Annotated in this window: 7 protein-coding genes and 1 tRNA gene; 7 read left to right on the plus strand and 1 reads right to left on the minus strand. The window is 32.2% G+C overall.

Translation table 11 applies throughout. The features are described from left to right. Positions 1–205: 205 nt before the first annotated feature. Positions 206–4,096, minus strand: coding sequence for a hybrid sensor histidine kinase/response regulator transcription factor (locus FHP04_RS08390; protein ID WP_139855652.1), 3,891 nt, complete (start codon positions 4,094–4,096; stop codon positions 206–208). 215 nt (positions 4,097–4,311) lie between these two features. Here FHP04_RS08390 and FHP04_RS08395 point away from each other — a divergent pair. The 7 genes from FHP04_RS08395 to FHP04_RS08425 all read left to right on the plus strand — a co-directional run bounded on the left by FHP04_RS08395 (position 4,312) and on the right by FHP04_RS08425 (position 13,598). Continuing rightward, positions 4,312–4,399, plus strand: a tRNA-Ser gene (locus FHP04_RS08395). Positions 4,400–4,636: 237 nt separating this feature from the next. Beyond that, on the plus strand, positions 4,637–5,887 hold the full coding sequence (locus FHP04_RS08400) for a site-specific integrase (RefSeq protein ID WP_139855653.1): 1,251 nt from the start codon (positions 4,637–4,639) through the stop codon (positions 5,885–5,887). A gap of 243 nt (positions 5,888–6,130) precedes the next feature. Beyond that, complete coding sequence (locus FHP04_RS08405) at positions 6,131–6,391, plus strand: helix-turn-helix domain-containing protein (protein WP_139855654.1); 261 nt, start codon at positions 6,131–6,133, stop codon at positions 6,389–6,391. A gap of 27 nt (positions 6,392–6,418) precedes the next feature. Further along, positions 6,419–7,507, plus strand: a complete 1,089-nt coding sequence (locus FHP04_RS08410) for a hypothetical protein (RefSeq protein WP_139855655.1) — start codon at positions 6,419–6,421, stop codon at positions 7,505–7,507. A 187-nt stretch (positions 7,508–7,694) separates the two neighbouring features. Then, positions 7,695–9,242: a type I restriction-modification system subunit M gene (locus tag FHP04_RS08415; protein ID WP_139855656.1), complete on the plus strand. Its 1,548-nt coding sequence runs from the start codon at positions 7,695–7,697 to the stop codon at positions 9,240–9,242. Further along, positions 9,239–10,486: a restriction endonuclease subunit S gene (locus tag FHP04_RS08420; RefSeq protein WP_139855657.1), complete on the plus strand. Its 1,248-nt coding sequence runs from the start codon at positions 9,239–9,241 to the stop codon at positions 10,484–10,486. Before FHP04_RS08415 ends, FHP04_RS08420 begins: the two co-directional genes overlap by 4 nt. A 4-nt stretch (positions 10,487–10,490) precedes the next feature. Beyond that, entirely contained in the window at positions 10,491–13,598 is a 3,108-nt protein-coding gene (locus FHP04_RS08425; RefSeq protein ID WP_139855658.1) for a type I restriction endonuclease subunit R, read from the plus strand. Positions 13,599–13,604 lie beyond the last annotated feature (6 nt).

Here is a 13,604-nt window from a genome sequence, read left to right on the forward strand (position 1 = left end):
AATTTTAAGCTCGTACGTACCTTGTTTAAGGTGATTAATATTCATATAAATAACATCCTTTTTTGTATTTGTATCAGGGAGTCTTTTCATCAATAGAATATTTTGATGAGTCAAAAGTATTGGGAAAGAAAAATGTGAGTTAGTAGAAATGTTCCAAAAAATAAAAGATATGTTTCAGTGATGTGAAATGTGTAGTTTAAGCTGTTTAATTATTTTTTTTCACATATTCATTTGGGGTACACTTATAGACTTCTTTAAAGCATTTGTTAAAGTAAGAAGGTGTATTGAAGCCGACTTGGTAGGCAATCTCTGAAATAGAAACATCGGATTTTTTTAATAACCCGATTGCCAATTTTAAACGTTGCGACCTAATAAATTCGCTTGCAGACATTCCTGTTATAGCCTTAAGTTTTCGATGAAGTTGAGTGCGACTCATAAGCATAAGTTCACCAAACTGATTACTTGTAAATTCGGGATTAGTAATGTGTTCGTCAAGAACGGTTTTTAAGCGGTTTAAGAAATCACTTTCGGCCGAGGTAATAGCCAATTCTGGATTTATACTCAGGGTTTTACTGAAGTGTTTTTGAAGTTGCCTTCTGTTTTCAATGAGCTTTTCCACTCTTAATTTTAGTTTCTCACTGTTGAATGGCTTAGTAACGTAGGCATCGGCCCCAGTTTTTAAACCCTCAATTTCGCTTTCTTCACCTACTTTGGCCGTGAGAAGTATTATTGGGATATGACTAGTAAGCTCATTTGTTTTAAGAGAATTGCAAAGTTCTATCCCATCAACTTCAGGCATCATTATATCACTAATAATTAAATCTGGAACTTTTGATAGTGCCTTTTCTATTCCTAACTTTCCATTTTCAGATTCAATAATGCGATAGTCATTTTTAAATATAGAAACTATAAATGTGCGAATATCCGCTTCATCTTCTACAATTAGCAATAACGGTTTATCTTTTTTTGAAACTTTAATTGAAGGTTTTAAAGGGGTTTCGCTGCTTGCCATTTCTTCAGTCGAAATAATTTCATCGTCGCTAAAAGATTCTTTATTAATAGGAAGAGATACGGTAAATTGAATCTTATCATCGTCTATGTTATTAGCGATAATACTTCCTTTAGACAGTGTAACTAATTCTCTAACTAATGCAAGACCAACCCCCACTCCTTCCGAAAGTTTATTGTCTTGATAAAATCGGCGAAAGAGTTTGCTCAGGTCGTTTTTTCCAACAGATTCGCTTTTATTAATTATAGATAGCACCAAACTTTTATCCTGCCTACTTGCCTCAAACAAAATCTTACTATCCTTTGGGGCGTATTTTATAGCGTTAGAAAGCAAGTTGGATATAATCTTTTCTATCACATCTTTATCATACCACACACACTCCAAACTTTGAATTTTACTAGAAATAGTAATGTTCTTTTCTGAAGCTTTATATTGAAAAGCACTGATTAACTGTTTTAGCAATATGGAAAGATTTCCTTGCTTTACTGCTAGTTTTCGTTGTCCAGAGTCTATCATCGACAAATCGAGCATCTGTTCTACCAAACTCAACAATCTATCGGCATTCTGTTTTACAAGTGAAAGCTCCATTTTATCAGTTTTTGAAATCTTAGGTTTCGAAAGTTGGTTTTCTATCGGACCAGAGATAAGTGTTAATGGCGTTCGGAACTCGTGTGAAATGTTTGTGTAAAGTTTTGTCCTAAATTCCTCAAGCTTTTTCAAGCGCTCGGTTTCCTCATGTTCTAATCGCAGCTGGTTTTTTATTTCCCATCGCCATTTTAAATATCTGTATAGGTAGAATCCAAATAGTAAAAACAACAATATATAGATAGCTTTCGCCAAAATGGTTCCATACCAAGGTTTCAAAATTGTAAAGGAGTACGTTTTTGGGGTAGTATTCCAAACTCCATCATAATTACTCGAAATAACTTGAAATTCGTAATCATTGGGCGGCAAGTTGGTGTAATGCGCTATGTTGCTATTACCAGAAAATATCCAATCTTCATCGTTGTTTAAAAGTCGATACTTAAACTGATTGCGCTCAGGTTGTGAAAAATGAAGTGACGAAAATGTAAAGGTAACTGTGTTTTCACTGTGTTTTAAATTCAAATCTGGTGAAAGGGCTCGGTTTTTATTAAACACCTGAATACCTGTAATAACAGTTTTTGGCTTAATCGGGTTAAAGGTTAGCTGACTCGGATTAAACCAATTTAATCCCTGCAAACCTCCGAAATACAAAATTCCATTTTCATCTTTATAATAAGCACCAGTATTGAATTCAAATGCTTGCAAGCCATCATAATTACTGTAGTTTTCAACCACTGAAATTGTATTACCATCAAATTTCAACTTTGAAATTCCTTTATTACTACTCACCCATAAATACCCTTCTTCATCGGGAAGAATACCATAAACTACATTGTTTGGAAGTCCCTCTTTAGTTGTGAGATTCAGAATAGTTTCATCTTCAGGATGGTAGATTTTTAAACCATCACCATTGGTGCCAACAAAAAGATACGTTTCATCAAAATAAAGCGACTTTATATTACTGTTTAAAGATTCAATTTTTGCCAACTCTTTTGTCTCTTTATTTAATCTAAACAGACCGTCATCTTCGGTGCCAATCCAAAGATATTTGTCCCCTCCACTTTCCACGGTTCGAATATTGTTTGTAGTGATGTATGAATTATCAATTGTGAATTGATTGAGAATTCCTAAATCTTTATTAAACTTAATAAGTCCGTGATCGCGTGTTGCAAGCCAGATAGCTCCATTTTCATCTTTGTATATTTTCCATATCGTATATGATGAGGTTTCCTTAAAGGAAGTAAAATTTCCATCGGAATCTAACAATTGTAGCCCTTCAGATTGATGGCCGATCCACAATAAACCATCGTCATATAAAAGACTCATAATTCTATCACTTAAAAGTTCAGAATCATTAGATCTGTAAGTGAAATAATCTTGCTTATCGATATTTAATCGAGTTAAGCCCTTTCCTGAAGTACCTACCCAAAGGTTATTCTTGTTATCCTTTGCTATAGACCTGATTACATCAACATTTACGTTAAGCGGAATCTGATCATTAGTAAGCACGTTAAACTTCACCAAATATTCATCATAATAACTCAACCCTGTTCCATCTGTACCTAACCATATTATACCCGTATTATCTTCATACAAAATCAAAACATCATTGTAGTGCAATGCATAAGGATTGTTCTTGTTTTCGGTAAAATTTTGAATAGTCTCATTTTCAAAATTCACTAAATAGGCACCTTGACCATAAGTAGCTATCCACAACTGATTTTTCTTGTCTATTAAAAGATCCTGAATAATTAAATTTCCTGGAAGTTTGAAATCCTTAAATCCGAGAAACCTACTAGGTAAACTTGTGTTTTGCTGTTTTATAAAAAGCCCTTTTCCGTAACTCCCTATATAAAGAGTTTTGCTGGTGGATTGAGCGAGTGCACTAAAGTTTGTAGCAGGAAGAATTTCTTGAAACTTATAGGTATCATTTTTTATTTCGAAATAGCCGTTTGCAGTAGTCGCTAAGATAGTTTGATTGTCCGTTTGTAGAAAATCATAAATAGTATGTCGAGCATCTTTTGAATTTAAAAACTGAAGGGTATCTTTTGTTTGTCTATTAATTTTATAAATGCCATTTTCAAAAGTCCCTAAGTAATAGTTATCTGAAGTATCTTGAATAAGGGTGCTAATATTTTCGAGGCTGGGTATGATTTGAAAACTATCGGTCTCAGAATTATACTTTTCTAAATTTCCAGAATTAGAAGTTATCCAAATATCTCCGTTTCTTGCAACGTAAATTTTCCCTAATTTACTATAGGTTGCACGAGTTACATCTTCAAATTGAATATCATAATGAGTAAAGTCGCGTCCATCGTATTTGTTAAGTCCGTCTTGAGTTGCAAACCATATATACCCTGTACTGTCTTGTGCTATACTTACCACACTATTTTGCGATAAACCTTGTTCTACGGTAAGTTCTCTAAAGGCTACTTGCTTTTTACTCTGCGAAAAGACAAAGTTTGTCAAGAATAATGTGACAATTAGCGTAAAAATCTTCATTTGGTATAATTAGTTCCTTAAAGTTAGTGAAAAATTTACTGCGTTTATGTTTATGCAAGATTCTTATTTTCAAATTGTTGCAAAGTCTTTTATTTCGCTGCATTAGTTAACTAAAATTTTAACAAATAAAAACTTTAAAAAATGAATAGGATATTTAAAAAAGCTTTTTATATTTGCAGTCTCGTAAGCAAAACGCTTATGAAACGCATACCACAGGAGAAATGGCAGAGTGGTCGAATGCGGCAGTCTTGAAAACTGTTGAGGGTCACACCTCCGGGGGTTCGAATCCCTCTTTCTCCGCCAAGATTTATTCAAAATCGAGCAAAGTCCTGTAAACACTATGTTTGCGGGACTTTTTAGTTTCTACAAAACATCAAAATGTTTAAATAATACCATTCTGTTGGTGACCTATTAGGTGACCTTTTTCAAACCTTGTTTAGGTCACCAAATTGTTAATATCTGCTTATAAATCAATAGCTTGATTCAACTTTGGAGCCTAAAATTTCCGTAATTTAATGTATAATTTTAAAGGTCACCAGAATGAACAAAACATTTGGATTATTGTTCTACCTTAAGAAAAGCAAGGTAGATTCACAGGGTAAATGCCCTATTTATTTAAGAATTACTATAGATAGTAAGCGTACAGAGATTAGCACAAAACGCTATATTGAAGTAGATAAATGGAGTACTCAAGCCAATAAGGCAATTGGTAGAACAGAAGATGTGCGAGAGCTCAACGCATATTTAGATTCGTTAACTACAAAGGTATATCAAAGTCAACGAGATTTAATTCAAGATGATAAGCCAGTAACTACTGAAACTATAAAAAACAAGTTTTTAGGTGTTGAAGAAAAAGAGCGCACACTTATAGCCATATTTAATAACCACAATTCACAGGTGGAAAAATTGGTGGGTAGAGAATTTTCCGCAGGCACTTTAGAACGTTACAAAACTGTCTGCAAACACTTGAAGGAGTTCATGTTACATCAATACAAAATAAGCGATATAGGCATAAAACGTGTAGATCATCAATTTATAACAGATTTTGAATTTTACTTAAAAACAGTTAGAAATTGCGGACACAATAGCACTATCAAGTACATTAAAAACTTTAAAAAAATTGTACGTATTGCTATGGCAAATAAATGGATATCTCACGATCCTTTTATAAACTACAAAGTAAGATTAAAAGAAGTTGATCGTCAATTTCTTTCGGAAGAAGAAATTGAGATTATGCTCAATAAAAAATTGCACACACCTAGACTGGAACAAGTACGTGATATATTTATTTTTTGCTGTTTTACAGGGTTAGCATATAGTGATGTTAAGAAATTGACTAATGACAATTTAGTGTTTGGTATTGATGGAGATAAATGGATCAAAACTAAGCGAACCAAAACTGAAACACGTAGCAACATTCCTCTCCTACCTATAGCCTTAAAAATTATAGAGAAGTATACAGATCATCCCGAAGCAGTTACCAAAGATGTATTGCTTCCTGTTTTGAGCAATCAAAAGTCTAATGCCTATTTAAAAGAAATAGCCGACTTGTGTGGGATTAATAAAAACTTAACAACCCATTTGGCGCGACACACTTTTGCTACCACCGTAACACTTTCCAATGGTATACCTATGGAATCAGTTAGTAAGATGTTAGGTCATAAATCTTTAAAGACAACCCAGCATTATGCTAAAATATTAGATCAAAAAGTTAGTGATGACATGGCAATTTTAAAGAAAAAACTAACAAATAAAGTCACTTCAGAAGAATCCAAGGCGAAAGCAGTTTAAATTTGTTAAGCCGTAATTATAAGAAATTATATTTTACCTTAATATATACTTTATAAAACCCTAATATATGGATGGTTACACAGGATGTAATCATCCTTTTTTTTGTTAAACAATTTAACCTCACTCCAAGCTTTTAATGCGTAAAAAATTGTATCTTAACCCCTGTAAACAGGGCGATTAGAAGATTTTATCAAAAATAAAACCCAGTTAAAACCCAATAAAAAACCAATAAAAAACCAATCAATGTTAGAAGCAATTACAAAGAATGATTTAGAAAATTTCAAACAAGAAATCATCTCAGAATTTAAAACAATTTTAGGTATTCAAACGAAACAAAAAAAATGGCTAAAATCAGCAGATGTTCGTGAAATGCTCAACATCTCTGCGGGAACTGTACAAAATTATCGAGTAAATGGCACTTTACCATTTACAAAAATAGGAGGAACAATCTATTACGAATATGATGATGTATTAAAAGTATTAATGAAAAATAAAATCGCCTAATCCACACCTATAAATCTCGATATCAGCATGAAACCATTTAAAAAAGAAGATGTTCACCCATTAGCTATTAATATTCAAAAGTTACAACGCTACAATTACGAATATTTTAATTGTGAAGAGGTAGTGTTTTTTGAATACATAGTTGTAAAAGGAATGGCTTTTAAAAAAATTGAAGAGTTTTTCCACAGTTCCGAAACTATTAGACAAGAGACAGGTATTAAAAAACATTCATTAAATTCAATAATTAAGAAATTTGAAAATCTAGGTATCATCTCAATAGAAGTTAAAGGTATGCCAAGGGTTAAACACTTTAAAGTTCACTTTCCTAGAATTGTTGAATTAATACCTAACATATATCAGTTATCTGAAAGCAGCAAACTATATCCTAATTTCAGTAAACATTTATCTGATTACTTTCTACCATTGGTTGAGAACTATCAAAAAAAGAATAGTAATAAGAATAATAAAAATAATAATAATTTAACTCATACGAACATTGAACTAGACAATGAAAGGCAAAGTTGTGAAAATTTAATTATGAGTTTTAATAATTTTTTATCTTCTCTTAAATACAAAAAAAATATTTCACCAGCGGCGTTGAAATTTAACGAAATGGACTTATACAGGGCGTTAAAAAATTATGACATAGAAATCATTTGTGAGTATATACAGCAGTTTTTTAATGAAAAATCTAATGCAACCTTATCTAATTTTTTTGCCTTTGACGAAATAGCTTTTAATAAATTAAAGTTCATAGAACAAAAAATAGCAGATGAAAATGAATTTGTTGAAAAATTCTTGGAGACATTACAAAACGTATACGATGATAGAGTAGAATTATATAATGAAGATGAAGAAAACGACATTACTATTCCTGAAACACAATTAGTTATAACAGCCCGAATAAAAATTTTATTGAAATTCGCACTAAAATACAGGAGTGAATTACAAATAAAAAATGCATTTATAGCCTATATTGATGCAATACATAACGACCAATTGACAGTGTCTAAGATACTTCCATATTTTCTTTCAACAAAAAATGACGAATATGAGATTATCGATAAATATCTAGAAATATACACTCTAAACTATACCAACAGTAAGTATTATTAAAGAACAACCCAAAAATAACCCAGATAAAACCCAATGGTTTGTTTGGGTTATTTTTTGATTTAGAAATATTAATGTTTACAACAAAAAGATTTCTATTTTTAACAACTTCAATCCGAAGGGATGTAAAAGATAGTATAGGAAAATAACTAACGTTTCATTTTTTGGAACAGAATACATAAAATAAAAAATGACAAGCATAGACCAAAGAACACAATTACAAAATCAAATATGGAAAATAGCCAACGAAGTTCGTGGCTCTGTAGATGGATGGGATTTTAAACACTTCGTATTAGGGACATTATTCTATCGCTTTATTAGTGAGAATTTCACAGAGTACATTGAAGCTGGGGATGATAGTATAAATTATGCAAGTTTACCAGATACAGTAATAACACCTGAAATAAAAGAGGATGCCATTAAAACTAAAGGCTATTTTATTTATCCTAGTCAATTATTTGTAAATGTGGTTGAAAATGCAGAAGACAACGAAAACCTAAACACAGATTTAGCAGCAATCTTTACTTCAATAGAAAGTTCTGCTAATGGTTATCCGTCAGAAGAGGATATAAAAGGCTTATTCGCAGATTTTGACACCACCAGTAACCGATTGGGAAATACAGTGGCAAATAAAAACAGCCGATTAGCAGATGTTTTAAAAGGTGTTGCAGGGTTAAATTTGGGTAATTTTCAAGACAATAAAATCGATTTGTTTGGGGATGCTTATGAGTTTTTAATTCATAAATACGCTGCCAACGCTGGTAAGTCTGGAGGTGAATTTTTTACACCTACCAACGTATCACAACTCATTGCGCAATTGGCAATGCACAAGCAAGATAAAATCAATAAAATATACGACCCTGCTGCGGGTTCTGGTTCATTACTCTTACAAGCAAAAAAACATTTTGATAATCATGTGATTGAAGAAGGGTTCTTTGGTCAAGAAATAAACCATACCACCTATAATTTGGCACGTATGAACATGTTTTTACACAATGTAAATTACGACAAGTTTCACATCGTGTTGGGTAACACCTTAATGAATCCACAATTAGGAGACGATAAACCATTTGATGCCATCGTATCTAATCCACCTTATTCTATAAAATGGAAAGGTAGTGACGACCCTACATTAATTAACGACGACCGTTTTGCACCTGCTGGTGTATTAGCGCCAAAATCTAAAGCAGATTTTGCGTTTGTATTACACGCGTTAAGTTATTTATCTTCTAAAGGTAGAGCAGCATTAGTGTGTTTCCCTGGTATTTTTTATCGTGGTGGTGCAGAACAAAAAATAAGAAAGTACTTGGTAGATAACAACTATGTAGAAACCATCATCAATTTAGCACCTAATTTATTTTATGGCACTACCATAGCAGTAACATTATTAGTGCTATCTAAAAGTAAAACCGATACCAAAACACAGTTTATAGATGCTAGTGGCGAAGACTTCTTTAAAAAAGAAACCAATAACAATGTGTTGTATGACGACCATATTGAAAAGGTAATGCAATTATTTGATAGTAAGGAAGATGTTAAACACGTAGCAAAATCTGTAGATAATAGCATCATTGCTAAAAACGATTACAACCTTTCGGTGAGTTCTTATGTAGAAGCTAAAGACACACGGGAAAAAATTGATATTGAAGAAATTAATAAAGAAGTTGCTATCACGGTTAAAAAAATAGACAAACTACGTGCCGATATTGATAACATTGTAAACGAAATTGAAGCATGAGCAAGTTAGATGAATTATTGGAAGGTGTTGAAGTGGAGTGGAAAGCTTTGGGTGAAGTAATACAACTTTCAAATATCGGAGTTGACAAGAAAAGTCTTAAAAATGAAAAAAAGGTAAAACTTTTGAATTTTGTTGATGTATTTAATAATCAATACATAACAAATGAGACACCAACTATGGTTGTTACAGCAAGTGAAAAAAAAATTAATGATTGTAATATAGAAAAAGGCGATGTTTTTATAACTCCTTCATCAGAAAAAATTGATGAAATTGGCTTTTCAGCAATGGCGATTGAAAATTTTGATAATGCTGTTTATAGTTATCATATTATGCGATTAAGAGTCATTGATAAAAATTTTTTATACCCTGCTTATTTAAACTTTCTATTTAGTTCTACAGACATTCGGAAACAAATTCGATTAAAAGCTCAAGGAATAACTAGATTTGGTTTAACGCAACCTAATTGGAAAAAACTCAAAATCCCAATCCCACCATTAGGAGTCCAAAAAGAAATTGTTCGTATTTTAGATACTTTTACAGAACTTACTACAGAACTTACTACAGAACTTACTGCACGTAAAAAACAATACGAGTATTATCGTGAGCAATTACTAACTTTTGATGAAACAGAAGTTAAACATTTACCTATGGGAGATGAAAGCCTAGGTAAATTCATTAGAGGTGGTGGATTACAGAAAAAAGATTTTAGAGAATCAGGCGTTGGTTGTATCCACTATGGTCAAGTCTATACACACTATGGCACTTATGCAAGTAAAACAAAATCATTTGTTTCGGTAGAATTTGCTAAAAAAGCACGAATTGCAAAATATGGTGATTTAGTAATAGCAACCACAAGTGAAAACGATGAAGATTTATGTAAAGCTGTTGCTTGGTTAGGGGATGAAGAAATAGCAGTAAGTAGTGACGCTTGTTTTTACAGACATAATTTAAATCCAAAATATGTCGCTTATTTTTTCCAAACAGAACAATTTCATAAGCAAAAAAGAAAGTTTATAACTGGTGCTAAAGTTAGACGTGTAAATGCTGATAATTTGGCAAAGATTAAAATACCAGTACCTTCAGAAAAAGAACAACAACGCATCGTAAACATCCTTGATAAATTTGATACACTTACCACTTCAATAAGTGAAGGTTTACCAAAAGAAATAGAATTACGACAAAAACAATACGAGTATTATAGAAACAAGCTATTAACATTTCCTAAAGATACCGTAGAAGTATAAGAATATGAGCACATACAAAACCATAGCAGAATCAAACAATTTCATTGTTTTAGATAACTACAAAAAGTTTTCAGAACTCAATGAAACACCCGCAGGCTACCAAACAGAAGCAGATTTAGAAAAGGAATTAGTAAAGGATTTAATAAATCAAGGCTATGAGTATGTAAAACACCTAACCACACCAACAGCAATGTTGGAGAATGTGCGTGTACAATTGCAAAATCTTAATGATATGCAATTTACAGATAAAGAATGGGCTCGCTTTTTAGAAGAGTATTTAGACAAACCAAGTGATAACCTAGTTGATAAAACAAGAAAGTTACACGATAATTATATCCATGATTTTGTATTTGATGATGGGCATATTCAGAACATTTATCTGGTAGATAAAAAAAATGTAGTACGAAATAAACTACAGGTCATTTCTCAATTCGAACAAAAAGGAACAAATGCTAATCGTTACGATGTTACCATATTAGTAAATGGTTTACCTTTAGTGCAAGTAGAGTTAAAAAAACGTGGTGTAGCCATTCGTGAAGCCTTTAACCAAGTACATCGGTACACAAAAGAAAGTTTCAATACAGAAAACTCCCTATTCAAATTCCTGCAAATATTTGTAATTTCTAATGGTACAGATAGCCGCTATTTTGCAAATACATTAGAGCGAAATAAAAACAGCTTCGATTTTACAATGAATTGGGCGAAAGCCGATAATTCTTTAATTAAAGACCTAAAAGACTTTACAGCAACTTTTTTCGACAATCGTACACTCTTAAACGTATTGCTTACCTATTCTGTATTTGATATTGGTAACAACCTATTGGTTATGCGACCGTATCAAATTGCTGCTACCGAGCGTATTTTATGGAAAATACAAAGTTCCTACAATGCAAAAAGCTGGGCAACAACAGAAAGTGGTGGGTTTATATGGCATACTACAGGCTCTGGTAAAACACTAACTAGTTTTAAGGCAGCACGCTTAGCAACACAGCTAGACTATATAGATAAAGTATTTTTTGTGGTAGATCGTAAAGACTTAGACTACCAAACAATGAAAGAATACCAACGCTTTTCACCCAATAGTGTAAATGGTTCAGATAGTACAGCTGGTCTTAAAAGGAATATAAATAAAACCGATAATAAGATTATTGTCACCACCATTCAGAAGCTTAATAATTTAATAAAAAGCGAAAACAATTTAGATATTTATCAAAAGCAAGTAGTATTTATTTTTGATGAAGCACATCGCTCACAATTTGGTGAAGCACAAAAGAATCTTAAAAAGAAGTTTAAAAAATATTATCAATTTGGTTTTACAGGAACGCCTATTTTTCCAGAAAATGCTTTGGGCTCAGAAACTACAGCAAGTGTATTTGGTAGAGAGCTACATTCTTACGTAATTACAGATGCTATTAGAGATGAAAAAGTACTAAAGTTTAAAGTAGATTATAATGATGTTCGCCCTAAGTTTAAAGGCATTGAAACAGAACAGGACTTAAATAAGTTATCCGCAGCAGAAAATAAAAAAGCCTTATTACACCCTGTACGTATCAACGAAATATCGCAATACATACTAAGTCATTTCAGACAAAAAACACACCGTACAAAAGGAAATAATAGCGGTTTTAATGCCATGTTTGCCGTAAGTAGTGTAGATGCTGCAAAATTTTATTACGAAGAATTAAACAAGCTGCAAAACGACAGCGACAATCCTTTAAAAATAGCAACCATTTTTTCTTTTGCAGCTAATGAAGAACAAGGTGCCATTGGTGAAATTCAAGACGAAACCTTTGAGCCTACTGCAATGGATCTAAGTGCGAAGGAATTTTTAACAAAAGCTATTGATGACTATAACGCTACCTTTAAAATGAATTATGGTATTGATAGCAAAGGCTTTCAAGACTATTATAGAGACCTTGCAAAACGTGTAAAAAATAAAGAAGTAGACTTACTAATTGTAGTAGGTATGTTTTTAACAGGTTTTGATGCTCCTACTTTAAACACTCTGTTTGTAGATAAAAATTTACGCTATCACGGTTTAATACAAGCCTTTTCACGTACCAATCGTATTTATAATGATACCAAGACTTTTGGAAACATAGTAACCTTTAGAGACCTAGAAAAAGCGACAATAGATGCCATTACACTCTTTGGGGATAGTAGTACTAAAAATGTGGTACTTGAAAAAAGCTATAAAGAATATTTAGAAGGCTTTAAAGATATTGCTACAGGCGAAGCACGTAGAGGTTATGTGGAAGTCGTAAAAGAGTTAAAAGAAAAATTTCCAAATCCAGATGAAATTATAAAAGAAAAGGATAAAAAAGACTTTGCTAAACTCTTTGGAGAATATTTACGTGTAGAAAACATATTACAGAATTATGATGAATTTGTACACCTAAAAGCATTACAACATATAGATGCTACAGATACAAAAGCAGTAGAAGAGTTTAAAGAAGCTAACTTCTTAACAGACGATGACATTGAAAAAATGCAAAGCATTGATGTACCCGCTGAAAGAACCATTCAAGATTATCGCTCTACCTATAATGATATTAGAGATTGGATAAGAAGAGAGAAAAAAGGCAATGAAGCTGATGATTCAAACATCGACTGGGATGATGTAGTATTTGAAATCGATTTATTAAAATCTCAAGAAATAAACTTAGACTATATTTTAGAGTTAATTTTTGATAACAATAAGAAAACGAATAGTAAGTCAGAATTAATAGACGAAATAAGACGCATAATTCGTGCCAGTGTTGGAAATAGAGCAAAAGAAAGTTTAGTGGTAGATTTTATCAATAATACAGATTTAGATCAGATAAAAGAAAAATCAACTATTATAGATGAGTTTTATACCTATGCAAAAGTAAAGCAGAAAAAAGAAGCCTCAGAATTAATCACAGAAGAGGGCTTAAACGAAGAAGCAGCAAAACGGTATATCTTATCGTCTTTAAAACGAGAATATGCAAGTGAAAATGGCACAGAGTTAAATTCTATATTACCTAAAATGAGTCCTTTAAACCCACAATACCTAACAAAAAAACAGACCGTCTTTCAAAGAATAGTTGCATTTATAGAGAAGTTTAAAGGAATTAGCGATCAATTATAATACTAT

The sequence above is a fragment of the Aequorivita sinensis genome, from assembly GCF_006346335.1.
Lineage (GTDB): Bacteria > Bacteroidota > Bacteroidia > Flavobacteriales > Flavobacteriaceae > Aequorivita > Aequorivita sinensis.

Coding starts and splice junctions, on each gene's coding strand:
- FHP04_RS08390 (WP_139855652.1), bottom strand. CDS start 4,096: ATGAAGATTTTTACGCTAATTGTCACATTATTCTTGACAAACTTTGTC.
- FHP04_RS08400 (WP_139855653.1), top strand. CDS start 4,637: ATGAACAAAACATTTGGATTATTGTTCTACCTTAAGAAAAGCAAGGTA.
- FHP04_RS08405 (WP_139855654.1), top strand. CDS start 6,131: ATGTTAGAAGCAATTACAAAGAATGATTTAGAAAATTTCAAACAAGAA.
- FHP04_RS08410 (WP_139855655.1), top strand. CDS start 6,419: ATGAAACCATTTAAAAAAGAAGATGTTCACCCATTAGCTATTAATATT.
- FHP04_RS08415 (WP_139855656.1), top strand. CDS start 7,695: ATGACAAGCATAGACCAAAGAACACAATTACAAAATCAAATATGGAAA.
- FHP04_RS08420 (WP_139855657.1), top strand. CDS start 9,239: ATGAGCAAGTTAGATGAATTATTGGAAGGTGTTGAAGTGGAGTGGAAA.
- FHP04_RS08425 (WP_139855658.1), top strand. CDS start 10,491: ATGAGCACATACAAAACCATAGCAGAATCAAACAATTTCATTGTTTTA.